The sequence below is a fragment of the Simiaoa sunii genome (assembly GCF_014337175.1).
Classification (GTDB): domain Bacteria; phylum Bacillota; class Clostridia; order Lachnospirales; family Lachnospiraceae; genus Acetatifactor; species Acetatifactor intestinalis.
Genome location: NZ_CP060633.1, coordinates 2,371,917 through 2,391,966, shown reverse-complemented (window position 1 = coordinate 2,391,966; position 20,050 = coordinate 2,371,917). Strand labels below are relative to the sequence as shown.

The 20,050-nt window shown below is 49.7% G+C and carries 16 protein-coding genes; all 16 read left to right on the top strand.

Annotated elements, in window-relative coordinates; genetic code table 11:
• Nucleotides 1-53 precede the first annotated feature (53 nt).
• The 16 genes from H9Q77_RS10970 (at nucleotide 54) to H9Q77_RS10895 (ending at nucleotide 19,961) form a co-directional block, all read left to right on the top strand.
• A complete protein-coding gene (locus tag H9Q77_RS10970; protein WP_118692990.1) occupies nucleotides 54-1,907 on the top strand; it encodes an NAD(P)-binding protein in 1,854 nt (617 codons plus the stop codon).
• 26 nt (nucleotides 1,908-1,933) lie between these two features.
• Nucleotides 1,934-3,676: an NADH-dependent [FeFe] hydrogenase, group A6 gene (locus tag H9Q77_RS10965; RefSeq protein ID WP_249327157.1), complete on the top strand. Its 1,743-nt coding sequence runs from the start codon at nucleotides 1,934-1,936 to the stop codon at nucleotides 3,674-3,676.
• A 239-nt stretch (nucleotides 3,677-3,915) separates the two neighbouring features.
• Nucleotides 3,916-4,380 (top strand): ribosome maturation factor RimP, encoded by a 465-nt coding sequence (locus H9Q77_RS10960; RefSeq protein ID WP_118546566.1) that lies wholly within the window; start codon nucleotides 3,916-3,918, stop codon nucleotides 4,378-4,380.
• Nucleotides 4,381-4,477: 97 nt separating this feature from the next.
• A complete protein-coding gene (gene nusA / locus H9Q77_RS10955) occupies nucleotides 4,478-5,602 on the top strand; it encodes a transcription termination factor NusA (protein ID WP_118546567.1) in 1,125 nt (374 codons plus the stop codon).
• Between the two features lie 3 nt (nucleotides 5,603-5,605).
• Complete coding sequence (gene rnpM, locus H9Q77_RS10950; RefSeq protein ID WP_118546568.1) at nucleotides 5,606-5,878, top strand: RNase P modulator RnpM; 273 nt, start codon at nucleotides 5,606-5,608, stop codon at nucleotides 5,876-5,878.
• On the top strand, nucleotides 5,865-6,182 hold the full coding sequence (locus H9Q77_RS10945) for a L7Ae/L30e/S12e/Gadd45 family ribosomal protein (RefSeq protein ID WP_022154232.1): 318 nt from the start codon (nucleotides 5,865-5,867) through the stop codon (nucleotides 6,180-6,182). The genes rnpM and H9Q77_RS10945 overlap by 14 nt, the downstream gene beginning before the upstream one ends.
• Before the next feature lie 17 nt (nucleotides 6,183-6,199).
• Nucleotides 6,200-9,208 (top strand): translation initiation factor IF-2, encoded by a 3,009-nt coding sequence (gene infB, locus H9Q77_RS10940; RefSeq protein ID WP_249325541.1) that lies wholly within the window; start codon nucleotides 6,200-6,202, stop codon nucleotides 9,206-9,208.
• A gap of 192 nt (nucleotides 9,209-9,400) precedes the next feature.
• Entirely contained in the window at nucleotides 9,401-9,814 is a 414-nt protein-coding gene (rbfA, locus tag H9Q77_RS10935) for a 30S ribosome-binding factor RbfA (RefSeq protein WP_118546572.1), read from the top strand.
• A complete protein-coding gene (locus H9Q77_RS10930; protein WP_249325540.1) occupies nucleotides 9,814-10,770 on the top strand; it encodes a DHH family phosphoesterase in 957 nt (318 codons plus the stop codon). The genes rbfA and H9Q77_RS10930 overlap by 1 nt, the downstream gene beginning before the upstream one ends.
• A complete protein-coding gene (gene truB / locus H9Q77_RS10925) occupies nucleotides 10,770-11,684 on the top strand; it encodes a tRNA pseudouridine(55) synthase TruB (protein WP_118550417.1) in 915 nt (304 codons plus the stop codon). Before H9Q77_RS10930 ends, truB begins: the two co-directional genes overlap by 1 nt.
• 2 nt (nucleotides 11,685-11,686) lie before the next feature.
• On the top strand, nucleotides 11,687-12,598 hold the full coding sequence (locus tag H9Q77_RS10920) for a bifunctional riboflavin kinase/FAD synthetase (RefSeq protein ID WP_118550418.1): 912 nt from the start codon (nucleotides 11,687-11,689) through the stop codon (nucleotides 12,596-12,598).
• 166 nt (nucleotides 12,599-12,764) lie between these two features.
• Nucleotides 12,765-14,414, top strand: a complete 1,650-nt coding sequence (locus tag H9Q77_RS10915) for a Na/Pi cotransporter family protein (RefSeq protein WP_022154238.1) — start codon at nucleotides 12,765-12,767, stop codon at nucleotides 14,412-14,414.
• 155 nt (nucleotides 14,415-14,569) lie between these two features.
• Nucleotides 14,570-15,187 carry a histidine phosphatase family protein gene (locus H9Q77_RS10910; RefSeq protein ID WP_118546576.1) on the top strand — a complete coding sequence of 206 codons (618 nt, stop codon included), beginning with the start codon at nucleotides 14,570-14,572 and terminating at the stop codon, nucleotides 15,185-15,187.
• 101 nt (nucleotides 15,188-15,288) lie between these two features.
• Nucleotides 15,289-15,912, top strand: a complete 624-nt coding sequence (locus H9Q77_RS10905) for a DUF4317 family protein (protein WP_118546577.1) — start codon at nucleotides 15,289-15,291, stop codon at nucleotides 15,910-15,912.
• Between the two features lie 151 nt (nucleotides 15,913-16,063).
• On the top strand, nucleotides 16,064-17,395 hold the full coding sequence (locus H9Q77_RS10900; RefSeq protein ID WP_249325539.1) for an MATE family efflux transporter: 1,332 nt from the start codon (nucleotides 16,064-16,066) through the stop codon (nucleotides 17,393-17,395).
• Nucleotides 17,396-17,567: 172 nt separating this feature from the next.
• Nucleotides 17,568-19,961: a ribonucleoside triphosphate reductase gene (locus H9Q77_RS10895; protein WP_249325537.1), complete on the top strand. Its 2,394-nt coding sequence runs from the start codon at nucleotides 17,568-17,570 to the stop codon at nucleotides 19,959-19,961.
• Nucleotides 19,962-20,050: the final 89 nt, after the last annotated feature.

The following is a 20,050-nucleotide window of genomic DNA, read 5'->3' as shown; positions in this document are numbered from 1 at the left end:
AAAAGCTACATTACAGCAAGGCAGGCAGTAGTGTCTGCGGAATGGAGAAGATTATGAGCCGACTGAAGATTGCAACCCCGAACAAAGCGCAGCTTACGGTGGAACGTCTCTATAAGGATCTGGAGAGGAGGATCATTGCCAGTCCACCCGGATTGTGCCCGGTGGATTTACAGCTTTCCTTTCTGAAAATGTGTCATGCCCAGACCTGCGGTAAATGTGTTCCCTGCCGGGTGGGACTGGGACAGCTGCAGAACCTGATGGTAGATGTACTGGCAGGCAAGGCAACATTGAAGACCCTGGATCTGATCAGGGACACCGCATCCGATATCGTGGATTCCGCAGATTGCGCCATCGGTTATGAAGCAGCTCATATGGTACTGGCCGGACTGGAGGGCTTCCGGGAGGATTATGTCTATCATATCGAACATGGCGGCAAATGCTCCTGCCAGATCACCCAGCCGGTTCCCTGTGTGGCACTGTGTCCGGCAGGGGTGGATATTCCTGGCTACATAGCACTGGTCCGGGAGGAGCGCTATGCGGATGCCGTGAAGCTGATCCGCAAGGACAACCCTTTTCCTACTGCATGTGCGCTGATCTGCGAGCATCCCTGCGAGGCAAGATGCCGCCGCAACATGATCGACAGCGCCATCAACATCCGTGGATTGAAACGTATGGCGGTGGACAATGCCAGAGCCAACACGGTTCCCGTTCCCGAGAAGGCGGAAAGCACTGGCAAAAAGGTGGCCATCATCGGAGGAGGTCCCGGTGGATTGTCTGCAGCATACTATCTGGAGCTGATGGGACATCACGCCGTAGTATTTGAGGAAAAAAACAAGCTGGGAGGAATGCTGCGTTACGGAATCCCCAACTATCGTTTTCCCAGAGAACGCTTACAGGAGGATATTGGTACCATCCTGTCCACCGGTGTGGAGGTGAAGCTGAACACCAAAGTCGGCAACGGCGAAGGCGAGATTTCTTATAATAGATTACATGAAGAATACGATGCGGTCTACATTGCCATCGGTGCCCATACGGATAAAAAGATCGGTATCGAAGGCGAGGATGCACACGGAGTTATGTCCGCAGTGGAGATGCTTCGCCGTATCGGCGATGATGACATGCCGGACTTCAGGGACAAGACTGTAGTCGTAGTCGGCGGGGGTAACGTGGCCATGGACTGTACCCGCTCTGCTATCCGTCTGGGTGCAAAAAAGGTGGGGATCGCCTACCGCAGAAGACAGACGGATATGACGGCGCTTCCCGAGGAAGTGGAAGGAGCCATCGCAGAAGGCGCGGAACTCTATAGCCTGAACGCCCCTCATAGGATCGAAGCTGACGAGAACGGCAATGTGACGGCTCTGTGGGTGGAGCCGCAGATCATCGGTCCTATCGATGCCTGGGGACGTGCCCGTCCGATCCAGGCGGATGTCCCCCTGCTTCGAATTCCCTGTGATATTGTGGTAGTGGCCATCGGTCAGGGGATTGAGACCCGCCATTTTGAAGAAGCCGGTATCTCTGTGAAGCGCGGTACCATCACAGCCATGAGCGACAGTGAAGTTAAGGATGTCCACGGCGTATTTGCCGGAGGAGACTGTGTGACCGGCCCGGCCACTGTGATCCGTGCCATTGCCGCCGGAAAAGTAGCAGCCGCCAATATTGATGAATATCTGGGTTATCATCATGTGGTTCCCTGTGATGTGGAAATCCCTCCCGTATCCTATGAGGACAAGGAACCCTGCGGACGGATCCAGCCTGGTGAAAAGGAAGCCGGGGAACGTAGGAAGAATTTCGATGCTTTTGAGTGTGGCATGACGAGACAGGAAGCCTGCCAGGAAGCAGGCAGATGCTTACGCTGTGACAAATACGGTTACGGAAGCTTAAAGGGCGGCCGTGCAGCCATCTGGTAAAAGAGGAGCAGACTATGGGCGAAAAAATGATTAACCTTACAATAGACGGTGTGGAATTACAGGTGCCGGAAGGAACCAGTGTTATGAGTGCAGCCGCGGGTGTTGGAATAGAAGTGCCGCATCTGTGTTTTTTGAAAGACATTAATGAAATCAGTGCCTGCAAGGTCTGCGTGGTGGAAGTGCAGGGGAAAAGTAAGCTGATCACAGCCTGCAACAGTCCGGTGGAAGAGGGAATGGTGGTGTTTACCAACTCTCCTAAGGTGCGACGTGTGCGCAGGACCAACGTGGAACTGATCCTGTCCCAGCATGACTGTCACTGTGCAATCTGTGTCAGAAGCCGCAACTGTAATTTACAGAAGATATCCAATGATCTGGGAATTCTGGAAGTACCTTTTAACGAGGAAGTCCCGGAGACTTCCTGGGACCATTCTTTCCCTCTGATCAGGGATTCCAGGAAATGCATCAAATGTATGCGATGCGTACAGATCTGTGATAAAGTCCAGGCCATGCATGTCTGGGATGTACAAAATACCGGATCCCGTACCACTGTGGATGTGGCGGACAATAAGACCATCGATTGTTCCGACTGCACCCTGTGCGGGCAGTGTATTACCCATTGCCCTACCGGAGCACTGAGAGAACGCGACGATACTGACAAAGCATTCGCAGCACTGGCGGATCCTGAGAAGATTACGGTAGTCCAGGTGGCACCGGCGGTGAGAACTGCGTGGGGTGAAGAGCTGGGACTGCATGGAGAGGAAGCTTCCGAGGGCAAAATGGTGGCAGCATTAAAGCGCATTGGTTTTGACTATGTATTTGATACCAATTTTGCAGCGGATCTGACCATTATGGAAGAAGGAAGCGAACTGCTGGAGCGCCTGGGCAACTCCCGGAAATACGCATGGCCTATGTTTACCTCCTGCTGTCCCGGCTGGGTAAGCTTCGTGTCTAAAAAATATCCGGAGTACCTGCGGAATCTGTCCACGGCAAAATCTCCCCAGCAGATGTTCGGTGCCATGGCGAAGACTTATTTTGCACAGAAAAAAGGCATTGACCCAAATAATATCTGCTGTATTTCCGTCATGCCCTGTGTGTCCAAGAAGAGAGAAGCCTCTCTTTCTTATATGAAGAGTGCCGGAGCCGGACAGGATGTGGATATCGTACTGACTACCAGAGAATTCGTGCGGATGATCCGTGCGGAGCATATCAATCCCCGGTTTTTAAAAGAGCAGGCGTTTGATTCTCCTCTGGGAGAAAGTACCGGTGCCGGAATGATCTTCGGTGTCACCGGAGGTGTTATGGAGGCTGCGCTTCGTACTGCATATGCGGTAGTGGAAGGAAAGAATCCGGAAGCAGATGCCTTCAGAGCGGTCAGAGGAAGAGAAGGCAGGAGAGAAACAGATTTTGTACTGGGTGACAAAACCTTGCATACCTGTACGGTCAGCGGACTGGCCAATGCGGAGAAGCTGATGGAGGACATCAAGGAAGGAAGAACGGCTTATGATTTTGTGGAAGTCATGGCATGTCCCGGCGGCTGTGTGGGAGGCGGCGGACAGCCGATCCACGACGGATGTGAGTTCGCAGAGCAACGTGGCGGTACTCTGTACCGTCTGGACAGCGAGAGAAAGCTTCGATTTTCCCACGAGAATCCGGAGGTGCAGAAAGCCTATGAAGAGTTCCTGGAGAAACCGCTTAGCCGTACCGCGCACAAGCTTTTACATTCCGAGCATGTGAATGAGTTGTATTTCGAGACACACAACTATTTGTAATACTGGCTTTTTGGTTTAGATGCCGTTCATGCCCGCATGATAAGGCATCTGAACCAAAAAGCGCCCAAACATGGGGAAGAAGCGATTTGCGATTCGCGGGTATTACAATACCCCTTGACTTTTTCCTACATAGGGGCTATACTGTGTATAGTTTAAAGATGATTACTAGAGTAAGAGTGGACGCGCGCCACTCTTTCTTGTTGTTGTAGCGACAGTTTATATCAGTAAAGGAGGCATACATGTCCAAACGAGAGGACTACGAAAGCAGAACAGAAGAACTGCTTGCACCTATCGCAGAAGTAAGTCAGGTGGAGATCTACGATGTGGAGTATGTGAAGGAAGGCAGTGATTACTATCTGAGAGCCTACATCGACAAGCCGGAGGGTGTGAACATTCTGGATTGTGAAAATGTCAGCAGAGCATTATCCGAAGCACTCGATAAGGCGGATTTCATTCCGGATGCATACATTCTGGAGGTCAGCAGTCCGGGACTGGGCAGAACGCTGAAAAAGGATAAGCATTTACAGAAGAGCATCGGCGAAGAGGTGGAGATCAAACTGTTTAAACCCATCGACAAATGCAAGGAATTTTCCGGCATTCTGGATCGCTTTGATGCAGATACGGTTACGATCACAGAAGAGGGAACCCCGAGAACTTTTGCCAGAGCAGACATCGCACTGATCCGCCTGGCACTGGATTTTTGATACTATTCAGAGCCAAGGGCGAAGGAATAGGTACAAGATTATAAGTTCAATACGAATATTACATTAAGAAAAGGCGAAAGCCGGAATGGAGGAAATGATGAATAAGGAATTAATGGAGGCACTGGATGTTCTGGAGAAGGAGAAGGAGATCAGCAAGGAGACCTTGTTTGAAGCCATCGAGAACTCCCTGATGACAGCCTGCAAGAACCATTTTGGAAAGGCTGACAATGTCCATGTGGAGATCAATAGAGAAACCTGCGATTTCCTGGTATATGCTGAGAAGGAAGTCGTACCCACGAAGGACGATGTAGAGGATGACTGCTTACAGATTGCTCTGGAGGATGCACAGGAGATCTCCAAAAAGGCACAGGTCGGCGACATGCTCCATGTAGAGATCAAATCCAAGGAATTCGGACGTATCGCTACTCAGAATGCCAAGAACGTGATCTTACAGAAGATCCGTGAAGAAGAGAGAAGCGTGATCTACAATCAGTATTATGAGAAGGAAAAGGATGTAGTAACCGGTGTAGTGCAGCGCTATGTCGGCAAAAATATCAGCATCAACCTGGGTAAGGCAGATGCCATGCTGACCGAGAATGAGCAGGTGAAGGGCGAAGTCTTCAAACCCACGGAGCGTATCAAGGTCTACATCGTAGAAGTGAAGAACACCCCGAAGGGACCTCGTATCAATGTCAGCCGTACCCATCCGGAACTGGTAAAGAGATTGTTTGAGTCTGAAGTTACCGAGATCAAGGACGGTACCGTAGAGATCAAGAGCATTGCCAGAGAGGCCGGCAGCCGTACCAAGATCGCTGTGTGGAGCAACAACCCGAACGTGGATGCGGTCGGTGCCTGCGTAGGTATGAACGGTGCCCGTGTCAATGCTATCGTAGAAGAGCTGCGCGGTGAGAAGATCGATATCGTGAACTGGGATGAGAACCCCGGTAACCTGATCCAGAATGCACTTTCTCCTGCCAAGATCGTAGCAGTATTTGCGGATCCCGATGAGAAGACCGCAAAGGTAGTCGTTCCCGATTATCAGCTGTCTCTGGCGATCGGTAAGGAAGGTCAGAACGCAAGACTGGCAGCAAGGCTGACCGGTTACAAGATCGACATCAAATCCGAGACACAGGCCAAGGATGCTCCCGGCTTCCGTTATGAGGATTATGTGGATGATTACGAGGATGAAACCGAAGACGATTTTGATGGAGAGCAGGAATAATCAATGGCAAAAAAGATTCCACTGAGGCAGTGCGTAGGCTGCGGAGAAATGAAAGGCAAAAAAGAAATGCTGCGTGTTCTTAAGACTCCGGAAGGAGAGATCTGTTTAGATACAACGGGCAAAAAGAACGGACGCGGTGCATATATATGCAGACAGAAGGAATGTCTGCAGAAGGCCCGGAAGAATAAAGGCTTAGAGCGTTCTTTCAAGATGAGTATTTCTCCGGAAAGTTATGATATGCTGGAAAAGGAGTTTGATCAGCTTGAAACAGAATAAGATTTATTCCCTTTTGGGACTTGCGATGAGGGGGCGTAACCTGGTAAGCGGTGAATTCCAGACGGAGGACGCTGTGAAAAAAGGTTCTGCCATGTTGGTGATCGTTGCAGAAGATGCATCCGCCAATACGAAAAAGTTGTTTCACGACAAATGTTCCTATTATGAAGTCCCGGTATACGAATATGGCACAAAAGAAGAGCTCGGCTGGGCGATCGGCCGGAACTTAAGATCTTCGGTAGGTGTGTGTGATGCGGGACTGGCAGATGCACTCATCAAGCAATTGGAAGCGAATTTGCCCGGTTAGGCAGAATGGAGGAAAGCATGGCGAAAATCAAAGTACATGAACTCGCAAAAGAATTAGAACTACAGAGTAAGGATATATTGAATTTTTTACAGGAAAAAGGAATTGAGGCTAAGGCAGCACAGAGCTCTCTGGAAGAGGATGCGGCAGCGCTGGTTCGTAAGAGTCTGGGACACAAAAAGCAGGCTCCCGCGGCAGAGAAGACAGAAACTCCCACTCCGGCAGAAAAAGAGCCTGTGAAGGCACAGGAAGAAGCAAAGCCCGCAGCAAATAAGGTGCAGGAGCCCACAACAGAGAATAAGGGTCAGGATGAGACGAAGAAAAAGAAAAAAATTATCTTCGTAAGCAACCCTCAGAATTCCAAGATGTCCGGACAGCGTCAGGGCGGTCAGAACGGACAGGGACAGAGAAACGCCGGCGGACAGCGCCCGAATCAGGGACAGGGAGGCAGATACCAGAATAATTCCTACGGTAACCGTGTACAGACACAGGCTCCGGTACGTCCCATCAAACCGCTGACCCCGCCTTCTCCCACCCCCAGTGTGGATATGGTACCCGGAAACAGAGGACAGCAGCCGAAGAAGCCCGCAAACAACACCGCGGCACAGGCACCTGTAAAAGAACAGGCAACACAGAATACCGCAGCAGCTCAGCCACAGGCACCTCAGAATACAGCACAGAACAGACCTGCGGAGAGACCGCAGAACAATAACCGTGACAACAGAGACAACCGCCAGGGTGGTTACGGTCAGAATAATTACGGACAGAACCGTGATAATCGTGGACAGAACGATCGTGGTCAGGGCAGCTATAATCGTGACAACAGAGATGGTAACCGTGATAATCGTCAGGGCAGCTATGGTCAGGGCAGCCGCCAGGGCGGACAGAACGCAAACAGAGGAGGCATGGGCAATGGCAGACCTCAGGGAGGCGGATTTAACAGACAGGGTCGTCCGGGTATGGAAGGCGGCCAGGGTGATCGCAGGAATAACGGCAACGGTGAGCGCGGTTACGGCAATAACGGCCGCGACCAAAGAGGCAATGGCGGATCGGGTAATCGATTCGGAGATAACAGGCAGAATAAGGGCTTCGCTCCGGAACCTGCAGGTAAAGATATTGAGAAGAAGCGCGAAGATGAAAAGAGACGTTTCAGTCAGGAGAAGGACAACAAGCGTTCCAAGAAGGACCATATCTACGAAGACGAGGACGCACTGAAGAACAAGCCCGGACGTTTCATCAAGCCGGAAAAGAAGAAGGAAGAGGTACAGGAAGAGCAGATCAAGGTGATCGTGCTGCCTGAATCCATTACCATCAAAGAACTGGCTGAGAAGATGAAGTTACAGCCTGCAGCCATCATCAAGAAGCTGTTCCTGGAAGGTAAGATCGTAACCGTGAACCAGGAGATCTCCTATGAAGATGCGGAGAATATCGCCATGGAATATGACATTCTCTGTGAAAAAGAGGTCAAGGTAGATGTCATCGAAGAACTGTTGAAGGAAGACGAAGAGGACGAGGCAGATCTGGTGGAGAGACCTCCCGTAATCTGTGTTATGGGTCACGTTGACCATGGTAAGACTTCCCTGTTAGATGCTATCCGTAAGACCAACGTAACCGATCGTGAGGCAGGTGGTATCACCCAGCACATCGGTGCTTATACTGTAAATGTGGGAGACCGTAAGATCACCTTCTTAGATACTCCCGGACATGAAGCATTTACCGCCATGCGTATGCGTGGTGCCAATGCGACCGATATTGCTATCCTGGTAGTAGCAGCGGACGACGGCGTAATGCCCCAGACTGTAGAAGCAATCAACCATGCAAAGGCAGCAGGTGTGGAGATCATCGTAGCAGTGAACAAGATCGATAAACCCTCTGCAAACATTGACCGTGTAAAGCAGGAACTGGCAGAGTATGAGCTGATCCCCGAGGATTGGGGCGGAAGCACCGTATTTGCACCCGTATCCGCAAAAAGCGGCGAGGGTATCGACCAGCTGCTTGACATGATCCTGCTGACTGCAGACATCATGGAACTGAAGGCGAACCCCAAGAGAAAGGCAAGAGGTCTGGTCATCGAGGCAGAGCTGGATAAGGGACGCGGTCCTGTGGCTACCGTACTGGTACAGAAGGGTACCCTGCATGTGGGAGACTTTATCTCCGCGGGTGTGGCTCATGGTAAGGTAAGAGCCATGATCGATGACAAGGGACGCAGAGTCAAGGAAGCAGGACCTTCTACTCCTGTAGAGATCCTGGGTCTGTCCGATGTTCCCAGTGCCGGTGAAGTATTCCTGGCACATGATAATGATAAGACAGCAAAAGCTTATGCAGAGACCTACCTGGCACAGAATAAGGAAAAGATGCTGGAAGAGACCAAGGGCAGAATGTCTCTGGATGATCTGTTCAGCCAGATCCAGGAGGGTAATCTGAAGGAACTGAACCTGATCGTCAAGGCTGATGTACAGGGTAGCGTAGAAGCAGTAAAGCAGTCCCTGATGAAGCTGTCCAATGAAGAAGTAGTAGTAAAATGTATCCACGGCGGCGTAGGTGCCATCAATGAGTCCGACGTATCTCTGGCAAGTGCGTCCAATGCGATCATCATCGGATTCAATGTCCGTCCCGATGCGACTGCCAAGGCAACCGCAGAGAGAGAGGGCGTGGATGTACGTCTGTACAAGGTCATCTACCAGGCCATCGAAGATATCGAAGCTGCCATGAAGGGTATGCTGGATCCTGTCTATGAGGAGAAGGTGATCGGTCATGCAGAGGTTCGTCAGATCTTCAAGGCATCCGCTATCGGTAACATTGCCGGTTCCTATGTCTTAGACGGTGTCTTCCAGAGAGGCTGTAAAGTTCGTATCACCCGTGAGGGCGAGCAGATCTTCGAGGGCAACCTGGCTTCCCTGAAGAGATTCAAGGATGATGTGAAGGAAGTTAAGGCAGGATATGAGTGTGGTCTCGTATTCGAAGGCTTTGACAAGATGCAGGAGCTGGATATCGTAGAAGCTTATATCATGGTGGAGGTACCACGCTAAAGAGAATATCTAAGGCGTGAAAATACCACGCCTAAGATATTCTAAAGCTTTAGCGCGAAGTTTCGCTTCGCGAAACTTCCGGTGTGATACGAAGCGAAACTTCTGGTGTGATACGAAGCGAAACTTCCGGTGTGGTACGAAGCGAAGCTTCCGGTATATCATGGTTTAGGTTTGAAGTAAGAAGGAATAAGAATGAGAAAAAATAGTGTGAAAAATACCCGTGTCAACGGGGAGGTACAGCGCGTTCTGGCAGAGATCATCCGGGGCGGTCTTAAGGACCCCCGGATCAGTCCCTGGACCAGTGTGGTCGCTGTGGAAGTGGCACCGGATTTAAAAAGCTGTAAGGCATGGATCAGTGTGTTGGGAGATGAAGAAGTCAGAAAATCTACCCTGCAGGGCTTAAAGAGCGCCGAGGGCTTTATCCGCAGAGAACTGGCGCGTACCATTAATCTGCGCAATACTCCGGACATTACTTTTGTGATGGACCAGTCCATCGAATACGGTGTCAATATGTCCCACAAGATTGATGAAGTCATTGCTGCGGACGAACAGTCACAGAAGCCAGAAAATGAAATCACGGAAGAGACAGAGGAAGGTGACGAATAATGGACTTGCGTGAAGAATGTCGTGGCGCAAAAAGAATCGGCATCAGCGGACATATTCGTCCCGACGGAGACTGCGTGGGTGTATGTCTGTCCTTACAGATGTACCTGAGGAAACTCCTTCCCGAAGCAGAAGTTACCGTATATATACAGAAGCCTTCCGAAGAGTTTTCCTATCTGAAGGGATACGATGAGATCCAGACCGAATGTCCGGAGCAGGATCCTTTTGATGTATATTTTGCACTGGACTGCAGTGGAGACAGACTGGGAGACGCGGAGAAATATTTCCAGAATGCGAAAAAGAAGATCAACATCGATCATCACATCAGCAATTCCGGCTGCGGTGATGTAAATCTCGTCCGGCCCGAGGTGGGCAGTGCCTGTGAGGTGCTGTATCACATCATGGATGCCGAACTCATTGACAGAGATATTGCGGAAGCACTGTACACCGGCATCATCCACGATACCGGCGTATTCCAGTATTCCAATACGACACCGGAGACATTGCAGGCAGCAGCATTTCTGATCTCTTTTGGATTTGATTTTTCTAAAATCATTGAGGAGAGCTTTTATCAGAAGACCTATCTGCAGTCGCAGATCATGGGCAGAGCCCTGATGGAGAGCATACGCTTCATGGACGGCCGCTGCATCGTGAGCATGGTGGACCGTAAGACCATGGATTTCTACAATGCAGTACCGGGAGATCTGGACGGCATAGTGAACCAGCTGCGCAATATTAAAGGAATCGACTGTGCGATCTTCATGTATGAGACCGGTGTACTGGAGTACAAGGTCAGCATGCGTTCCAATGAGAAGGTTGATGTGGCGAAGGTGGCATCCTTCTTTGGAGGCGGCGGACACGTACGTGCCGCAGGCTGCACCATGAAGGGGACTTTTCATGACTGTATCAATAATTTGTCACTGCACATCGATAAGCAATTGCGGGGAGAACAGGATTAATGGACGGCATTATCAATGTATACAAGGAAGCAGGTTTTACCTCTCATGATGTGGTAGCCAAGCTTCGCGGGATCTGCCGGCAGAAAAAGATAGGGCACACAGGTACACTGGATCCACAGGCTACCGGTGTGCTCCCTGTATGTCTGGGGAGTGCTACCAGAGCATGCGAAATGCTGACGGACAGGACCAAGGAATATGTGGCAGAACTTTTACTGGGTCAGATCACAGATACCCAGGATACCACGGGAACTGTTTTGGAAGAACGGGAAGTAGCGGTGGATGAGGTACAGGTACGTGAAGTGATCGAAAGCTTTGTCGGCGGTTATGACCAGATTCCGCCTATGTATTCCGCACGGAAGGTCAACGGAAAAAAACTCTATGAGCTTGCCAGGGCAGGTAAAGAAGTGGAACGGCAGGCAAGACATGTGGATCTGCCGGCGATCGAGATCCTGGAAATAAGACTTCCGGTAGTGAAGTTCCGTGTGGAATGCTCCAAGGGAACTTACATCCGCAGTCTCTGTGCCGATATCGGCGGGAAGCTTGGCTGCGGTGGCACCATGCAGAGTCTCGTCCGCACCAGGGTCGGAGAATTCCGGCTTGCGGATGCCCTGACACTTGCACAGCTGCAGGAACTCCGGGATACGGACAGATTAGAGGAGGCACTGCTTCCCACGGACCGTATTTTTGCGGATTTTAATGCAGTACATGTAGAGGAAAAATGGCGGAAATTGATCGATAACGGGAACGCTTTTTATCCGGGACAGACCATGGAGCAGACTACTTACCCTGCGGGAGAGTGGGTGCGTGTCTACAGAGAGGATGACAGCTTTGTGGGCATTTATGCGTATGACGGGGTAAAAGAATGGTACAAGCCCATGAAAATCTTCCCAAGTAACACAGAAAGCAGGAAATAGACTTGGAAATCATTGCAGGAACAACAGACTTTTATTTGGAAAAAGATACAGCGGTAGCTATCGGCAAATTTGACGGTGTGCATTTGGGGCACAGAAGACTTTTAGAGGAAATCCTGAATAAGAAAAAGAACGGACTGGCAGCCTGTGTTTTCACTTTTGATCCCACACCGGCGGTGCTGTTCGGACTGTCGGATGGAAAAGAACTGACGACAAGAGAAGAGAAAAGGCGTCTCTTCGAACATCTGGGGATCGACATCCTGATCGAGTTCCCGCTGACAAAAGAGACTGCAGCCACAGAACCGGAGCGTTTCGTGACAGAGATTCTGGCGAAGCAGATGAATACCCGTTTTGTGGCAGCAGGTGAAGATCTCTCTTTTGGAAAAAACGGAGCAGGCAATGCAGAACTTTTAGAGAAAATGGCTCCGCAGTTAGGTTTTTGTGTCCGGACCATAGAGAAGATCGAAGTGGATGGCATCGAGGTCAGCTCTACTTACATCCGCAAGCTGGTGGAAGAGGGCCGGATGGAAGAAGCGGAAAAGATGCTGGGGATGCCCTATACTCTTGTGGGATGCGTGGAACATGGCAACCATATCGGTCATACCCTGGGCTTTCCCACAGTAAATCTTCTGCCGCCCGCAGGTAAGCTCCTGCCGCCCAACGGTGTCTATTATGCGGTAGTCCGTTATAATGGGAGGGCCTACAAAGCCATCAGCAATGTAGGGACCAAGCCGACGGTTTCTTCCGAAAAAATGATGGGAGTGGAATCTTATCTATATGATTTCGCTCAGGATATTTACGGTCAGGAGATTGAAGTGGCATTGAAAAGCTTCCGGCGCCCTGAACGCAGATTCGGATCTTTGGAAGAGCTTAAGAAACAGTTGGACCTGGATATTGCGGATGGGCGAAACGCGTAAATTGAGTAAAAAAATGTAAAGAAACGTAAAAGAAAAGTAAAATATCCATTGCAAGTTTTTATTCTATCTCGTAAAATATATTTTGGATTGTTTATAGTTAGATTAAATTTGAAAATAATTATTTTGGTTTTTCGTAAGAGAATCAAGAGAGATTGAGGGATTAAAAATGAGCTTTGGAACAATATTGACAATGGCTGGAGGTCTGGGACTGTTTTTATTCGGAATGGAACTGATGAGTGATTCCATTGAGAAGGTAGCAGGAGCCAGACTTCGTCGTATTCTGGAGATTTTTACCACGAACCGTTTCATGGGGATGATCGTAGGTATTATTTTCACCGGTATCATCCAGTCTTCCTCCGCATGTACGGTTATGGTCGTCAGCTTTGTTAACTCCGGTCTGATGAATCTGTATCAGGCAGCGGGAGTCATCCTCGGTGCCAATATCGGTACCACCATTACCTCACAGCTGGTATCATTTAATCTGTCCAAGATAGCACCGTTAATTCTGTTAGTCGGTGTGGTCGTGATGATGTTCACGAAGAAAGAAAAAGTCCGTAAAGTAGCGGAAGTGGTCGTAGGCTTCGGTATTCTGTTCGTGGGACTGAGCACCATGTCCCAGGCAATGGCCAACATGAAAAATGAGCCGCAGGTAGTAAATCTGCTGATGTCTCTGAAGAATCCGTTCTTAGCCACCTTGATGGGATTTGCCCTGACTGCGATTATTCAGAGCTCATCCGTAACGGTCAGTATCGTACTGTTGCTCGCCAATCAGGATCTGCTGCCGTTACCGATCACACTGTACATTATCTTAGGATGTAATATCGGTGCCTGTGCTACCGCAATGTTAGCTTCTATGACCGGTAAAAAGGATGCGAAGAGAGCTGCACTGATCCATCTGCTGTTCAATATCATTGGTACGGTTATTATCTACATTGCTCTGTTCGTGGCAGGCGATCAGATCGTGGAACTGATCAAGTCTATCTCCGCGGACAACGGCCGGTTCGTGGCAAATGCGCATACGCTGATCAAGATCGCACAGGTAATTATGCTGTTCCCGTTCACCGGCTGGCTGGTAAAGATGACCTATCTGATCGTACCCGGCGAAGATCAGAAGGTTGGTTACAGAGAGAGTTATCAGTTAAAATACATCGGCGACAAAGTGGTGTTCAACCCCGCTACCGCAGTGGTAGAGGTTGTCAAGGAGCTGGAGCGTATGGCTTCTCTGGCGGAGGAGAACTTAAACCGTGCCATGAATGCCCTGATCACATTGGATGAAGAAGACATTGAGGAAGTCTACGAGGTAGAGAAAAATATCAACTTCCTGAATCATGCCATTACGGATTATCTGGTGAAGATCAACCAGACGACACTGCCCATCGAAGACCTGAACAGTCTGGGTGCTCTGTTCCATGTGGTGAATGATATCGAGCGTATCGGTGACCATGCGGAGAATGTAGCGGATGCCGCAAGACAGCGTAAGGAAGAAGGAGTATCCATCAGCAAGGAAGCCCAGAAGGAACTGGGAGACATGCTGGAGATGGTCAATAAGATCATCCGTTATGCCGTAGAAATGTTTGCCAAGAGCGATGAGACCCATATGCAGGAGATCATCACTTTAGAGGATCAGGTAGATGAAAAGGAACGCGAACTGCAGAAGAAGCATGTAGAGCGTCTTACCAAGGGAGAATGTTCTCCCGAAGCCGGTATGATCTTCTCTGATATTGTATCCGGTCTGGAGAGAGTTGCAGACCATGCGACCAACATTGCATTTGCCATTACTACCGAAGAGGAAATGGACGAAGGCAAGACCAATTAAAAACAAGAATGAGCTGTAAGATGAGAACCATGCAAAGTATAATGCTTTGCGTGGCTTTCTTTTTTCGACACTTAAGACGATACGATTGACAAAGCAGAGAAAACAGTAGTATTTTGTAACAGAAATACTATCGGAAGTTATGAGGATACAAATACATGAAGATCTATTTGGTAAGACACGGTGAGACGGACTGGAATCAGGCAGGACTTTTGCAGGGGCAGACGGATATTGCGCTTAATGCCCAGGGATTGGAGCAGGCCCACGATGCGGCGGATCGGTTAAAGGAGGTTCCGTTTGAAATTGCATTTTGTTCACCATTGATCCGGGCGAAGCGCACGGCAGAGATCATCATAGGCGACCGGAAGATCACCCTTACCACAGACGAAAGACTCAGAGAACTGAATTTCGGACCCTGGGAAGGCGTGGATATCCGGACCATCAAGGATGCTGCCAGCCAGCCTTTTACCAACCCGGGCAGCTACATTCCCCCCGCGGGAGCGGAGAGTTTTGCACAACTGTATAAAAGAAGCGGCGAATTCGTAGATCAGGTATTGCTGCCATTAGAAGGTACATATGAGACTGTGTTGGTGGTGGCTCACGGAGGAGTGAACCGCAGTATTCTGAATCCTGTTCTGAATATTCCCGTCGATGATTTCTGGCGGGTGCATATGGGCAACTGTGCTACTGCGATTCTCGACTGTACAAATGGAAAACTGTCCATGCTGGAATATACGGATAGCAAGAGTGCCAATGCGAAGAGCAAGCTGCTGTGAACGAAGTCTAATATAAAAAAATCCTGCATCGGACATATTCGCGCAACGCTGTTTTGCATGGCGCTGAATAGTTATCATGATGGAAAGGTGAGAAATTAAGAATGCACATAGACAGAGAAGATATGCTGGAACTGACCAGAAGAATGACGGTATCCCGAAGCTGTTTTTCCCGCATTGCCGGAGCGTACATGGATGAAGAGGGATTTATTGACGGTAGCTTCAATACACATTTTCTGAAATTATCCGGAAGCGAGAAGGAGAGGAATCTGAATATCGCCAAGACCGTTCCCTATTCCAATACCAATGTGAATCTGAAGAACTATCGTCTGGACCTGGGAGCCAGGAGACCCGGCGGCGTAATACAGCTGTTGGAAGCCCTGCGGCAGTGCGAATTAAAAAATGATGCATTATTGTACTCCCTTTATGAATATATTGGAGAGAAATACCAGCCGGGCTATCCTTATGCCATTTATCTTTTCTTCGGCAGCTACGATGTACCCACCAAGGGAAAAGACAAGGAGAATCAGTGGGAATCCGAGGAGGTCTATCAGTTCCTGATCGGTACCATCGGTCCGGTCACGGGAGACTATGAGGTTGGGAGACCGGAAGCGGGGCTTTTATATCCGGCATTTGCCAACCACAGCACAGATATTGACGGTATTAATATCTATCAGTCGGAGGAAGGTTCACACCTGTTTGCTGAAATTTTAGGCGTGTTGGCTTGACAGACAGAGATTTTTTCCCTATAATACGCACTGGAACAAAGTAAATCTCGATTACAAAACCCGTAAGGGCAGTGGATTTTTCAAGATTTTGATCTTATTTTCGCCACACAGCAGAAATGTTGTGTGGCGTTTGTTGTATAAGGAGCAGAAAATGAACCAGACTTATATGAAAGAAAAGAAAATATTTCCCCTTGTGATGTCCATGGCACTTCCCATGATGCTTTCCATGGCATTCAATTCCCTCTATAACATTGTGGACAGCTATTTCGTGGCGAAACTCAGTGAGGATGCCATGACAGCACTTTCCCTGGTCTATCCGGCACAGAATCTGCTGACTGCTGTGGCGGTGGGCTTCGGGGTGGGGGTCAATGCCATGATTTCCTTCTATTTGGGAGCACAGAATCAGGAAAAAGCGGATAAGACGGCGACCCAGGGAATGGTGCTGGGGGTATTGCACGGTGTGCTGCTCATGCTGCTGTTTCTCTGTGGAATGAATTGGTTCCTGGGGATGTTCACGAAAAGTGATGCGGTGCGGGCACTGGGCATGGAATATTCCAATGTCGTGTTCCTGTTTTCTGCCATTGTGACCGGAGGAATCACACTGGAGAAAATATTCCAGGCGGTAGGCCGGATGCGGGCTACCATGGTCAGCATGATCGCCGGATTTGTAACGAATATTGTACTGGATCCGCTGTTGATCTTCGGCATCGGACCTTTTCCCCGGATGGAGATCGCCGGAGCGGCGCTTGCCACCGGCATCGGACAGGTGATCACGTTACTGGTATATCTCATCTATTATGTGGCGGATCCTTTGCCGGTGAAACTTCATAAAAAATATCTGCGCCCGGAAGGGGAGATCTGCGGCAAGACTTATGGTATCGGCATCCCGGCGACCCTGAATATGGCCCTGCCTTCTCTGTTGATCTCCGCGTTGAACAGCATTCTGGCAGCATATTCCCAGGGGTATGTGCTGGTGCTGGGTGTTTATTATAAGTTACAGACCTTTATTTACCTGCCTTCCAACGGTATCATTCAGGGCATCCGCCCCTTGATCGGCTATAATTATGGTGCCGGAGAGAGAAAGCGTGTGGAGCAGATCTACCGTCTGACATTGGAACTGACGGCCGGGATCATGGCTGCCGGTACGGCACTGTGTTGGCTGATCCCCGGAGGGCTGATCGGACTGTTTACTGAGAATCCGGAGACCATCACCATCGGTATCATGGCACTGCATATCATCAGTCTGGGCTTTATTCTGTCCGCTGTGTCGGTGACTGGCTCCGGAGCCCTGGAGGCACTGGGACAGGGTATGGCTTCCCTGGTGATCTCTGTGATGCGGTATGTGGCGGTGATCATTCCTGCGGCATTTGTCTTAAGCCGCCTCATCGGTGTCACCGGTGTATGGTGGGCGTTTGTCTGCACGGAGAGCGTGACCGCGATGGTGGCGTATGTGCTGTACCGGAAGGTGTGGAAGAGAGCGTAAAGCCGTCTCCGTACAAATCGACGGGTGAGCTGATGTATACACAAGATATTGTACTCGATAATTGACTTCCCCCACAAAGTGTTGTAGAATAGACCGTGATAGGTTTTAACAGCAACTGTGCCGGGAAAAGGACAGCTGCTAATGGGGACATGAGATTAAGGGGGTACATAAGATGTTTCAGGTGATCAAACGAGATGGTTCCAAAGCAGACTTTACACTGACGAAGATCAATGATGCCATTATGAAGGCTTTTACTGCGACGCAGATGAGCTACAATAATGACATTATTGATCTTCTTGCGTTACGGGTGACCGCAGATTTCCAGAAAAAGGTGGAAAATGATGAGATCCATGTAGAAGATATCCAGGACAGTGTGGAGCGTGTACTGGGACAGGCCGGCTATGAGGAAGTGGCGAAGGCGTATATTCTGTATCGCAAGCAGCGCGAGAAGATGCGTACCATGAAATCCACGATCCTGGACTACAAGGATGTGGTCAACAGCTATGTCAAAGTCGAGGACTGGCGAGTGAAGGAGAACTCCACGGTGACTTATTCCGTAGGTGGTCTGATCTTAAGCAATTCCGGTGCGGTAACGGCGAACTACTGGCTGTCCGAAATCTACGACGAAGAGATCGCCGAGGCACACCGCAATGCGGATATCCATATCCATGATCTGTCCATGCTGACCGGTTACTGCGCGGGATGGTCCTTAAAGCAACTGATCAAGGAAGGACTGGGCGGCATCACCGGCAAGATCACTTCTGCACCGGCGAGACACTTATCCGTACTGTGTAATCAGATGGTGAACTTTTTGGGGATCATGCAGAACGAATGGGCGGGAGCACAGGCTTTTTCCTCCTTTGATACCTATCTTGCCCCCTTTGTGAAAGTAGATCATTTAAGCTATCCTGAAGTGAAAAAATGCATCGAAGCATTTATCTACGGTGTGAATACGCCCAGCCGCTGGGGTACCCAGGCTCCTTTTTCCAATATTACACTGGACTGGACGGTGCCCGATGACCTGGCAGAACTGCCGGCACTGGTAGGCGGCGTGGAGATGGATTTCAAATACAAGGATTGTAAAAAGGAAATGGATATGGTCAACAAGGCATTCATCGAGACCATGATCGAGGGCGACTCCAACGGCCGCGGTTTCCAGTATCCGATTCCGACGTATTCCATCACGAAGGATTTTGACTGGTCCGACACCGAGAACAACAGACTGTTATTCGAGATGACCGCAAAATACGGTACACCGTATTTTTCCAATTATATCAATTCCGACATGCAGCCCAGCGATGTCCGCAGTATGTGCTGCAGACTGCGTCTGGATCTGCGGGAACTGCGTAAGAAGACCGGAGGCTTCTTCGGTTCCGGCGAGAGCACCGGAAGCGTGGGTGTTGTCACCATCAATATGCCCAGGATCGCATATCTGTCTGCCAATAAGGACGAATTCTACGCAAGACTGAATCATATGATGGATATTGCTGCGAGATCCCTGAAGATCAAGCGCGGTGTCATTACAAAGCTGTTAAATGAGGGGCTGTATCCTTATACTAAGCGGTATCTGGGCACCTTTGAGAATCATTTTTCCACCATTGGTCTGATCGGCATGAACGAGGTGGGCTTAAATGCCAACTGGCTGAGAGCGGATATGAGCGATCCGAGAACTCAGGAGTTTACCAAGGAAGTACTGAATCATATGAGAGAGCGCCTGTCGGATTATCAGGAGCAGTACGGAGACCTTTACAATCTGGAAGCGACTCCTGCGGAGAGTACCACATACCGTCTGGCCAAGCACGACAGAAAGCGCTGGCCCGGTATCAAGACGGCAGGAAAGCCCGGAGATACTCCTTACTATACGAACTCTTCCCATCTGCCGGTGGACTATACTGTGGATATTTTCGATGCACTGGATATTCAGGATGAATTGCAGACCCTGTATACTTCAGGCACGGTGTTCCATGCGTTCCTGGGAGAGAAGCTTCCCGACTGGAAAGCAGCGGCTTCCCTGGTGCGGACGATCGCTTCCAATTACAAACTGCCATATTATACGCTGTCGCCGACCTATTCCATCTGTAAGGAACACGGTTATCTGGCTGGAGAGGTGAAGGTATGTCCTCATTGTGGGGCGAAGACCGAGGTGTACAGCCGAATCACCGGTTACTATCGTCCGGTGCAGAACTGGAATGATGGTAAGTTACAGGAATATGCCAACAGAACGGAGTATGACATTGACCATTCTTCCTTAAAGCGTCCCACCAGAAGTGTGGTAACGCTGTCCAATTTTGCGGAGGACGTGGAAGTGAAGGTGGAGCAGCCGCAGGATATCAAGTATCTGTTCACGACCAAGACCTGCCCGAACTGCAAGCTGGTGAAGGAATATCTGAAAAATGTGCCCTACGTGACCATCGATGCGGAGCAGAACATGGAGTTGGCAAGACGTTACGGCGTAATGCAGGCACCGACACTGGTGGTAGTAAACGGCGACAGCCATAAAAAATATGTAAATGCTTCAAATATCAAGAAGTACGTTGACCAACTGACATTAGTTGGGGTAGAATAGATACAGGTCAGGAGGCATCGCCCGAAGGCGGTGCCTTTTCTGCGGTTATTACAGATACACCGCAGAGGGAAAATTACACAATTGAGAAA

What these genes read in the sequence shown, in the direction of transcription:
- H9Q77_RS10970 (WP_118692990.1), top strand. Translation starts at nt 54, where the DNA reads ATGAGCCGACTGAAGATTGCAACCCCGAACAAAGCGCAGCTTACGGTG.
- H9Q77_RS10965 (WP_249327157.1), top strand. Translation starts at nt 1,934, where the DNA reads ATGATTAACCTTACAATAGACGGTGTGGAATTACAGGTGCCGGAAGGA.
- H9Q77_RS10960 (WP_118546566.1), top strand. Translation starts at nt 3,916, where the DNA reads ATGTCCAAACGAGAGGACTACGAAAGCAGAACAGAAGAACTGCTTGCA.
- nusA (WP_118546567.1), top strand. Translation starts at nt 4,478, where the DNA reads ATGAATAAGGAATTAATGGAGGCACTGGATGTTCTGGAGAAGGAGAAG.
- rnpM (WP_118546568.1), top strand. Translation starts at nt 5,606, where the DNA reads ATGGCAAAAAAGATTCCACTGAGGCAGTGCGTAGGCTGCGGAGAAATG.
- infB (WP_249325541.1), top strand. Translation starts at nt 6,200, where the DNA reads ATGGCGAAAATCAAAGTACATGAACTCGCAAAAGAATTAGAACTACAG.
- rbfA (WP_118546572.1), top strand. Translation starts at nt 9,401, where the DNA reads ATGAGAAAAAATAGTGTGAAAAATACCCGTGTCAACGGGGAGGTACAG.
- H9Q77_RS10930 (WP_249325540.1), top strand. Translation starts at nt 9,814, where the DNA reads ATGGACTTGCGTGAAGAATGTCGTGGCGCAAAAAGAATCGGCATCAGC.
- truB (WP_118550417.1), top strand. Translation starts at nt 10,770, where the DNA reads ATGGACGGCATTATCAATGTATACAAGGAAGCAGGTTTTACCTCTCAT.
- H9Q77_RS10915 (WP_022154238.1), top strand. Translation starts at nt 12,765, where the DNA reads ATGAGCTTTGGAACAATATTGACAATGGCTGGAGGTCTGGGACTGTTT.
- H9Q77_RS10910 (WP_118546576.1), top strand. Translation starts at nt 14,570, where the DNA reads ATGAAGATCTATTTGGTAAGACACGGTGAGACGGACTGGAATCAGGCA.
- H9Q77_RS10905 (WP_118546577.1), top strand. Translation starts at nt 15,289, where the DNA reads ATGCACATAGACAGAGAAGATATGCTGGAACTGACCAGAAGAATGACG.
- H9Q77_RS10900 (WP_249325539.1), top strand. Translation starts at nt 16,064, where the DNA reads ATGAACCAGACTTATATGAAAGAAAAGAAAATATTTCCCCTTGTGATG.
- H9Q77_RS10895 (WP_249325537.1), top strand. Translation starts at nt 17,568, where the DNA reads ATGTTTCAGGTGATCAAACGAGATGGTTCCAAAGCAGACTTTACACTG.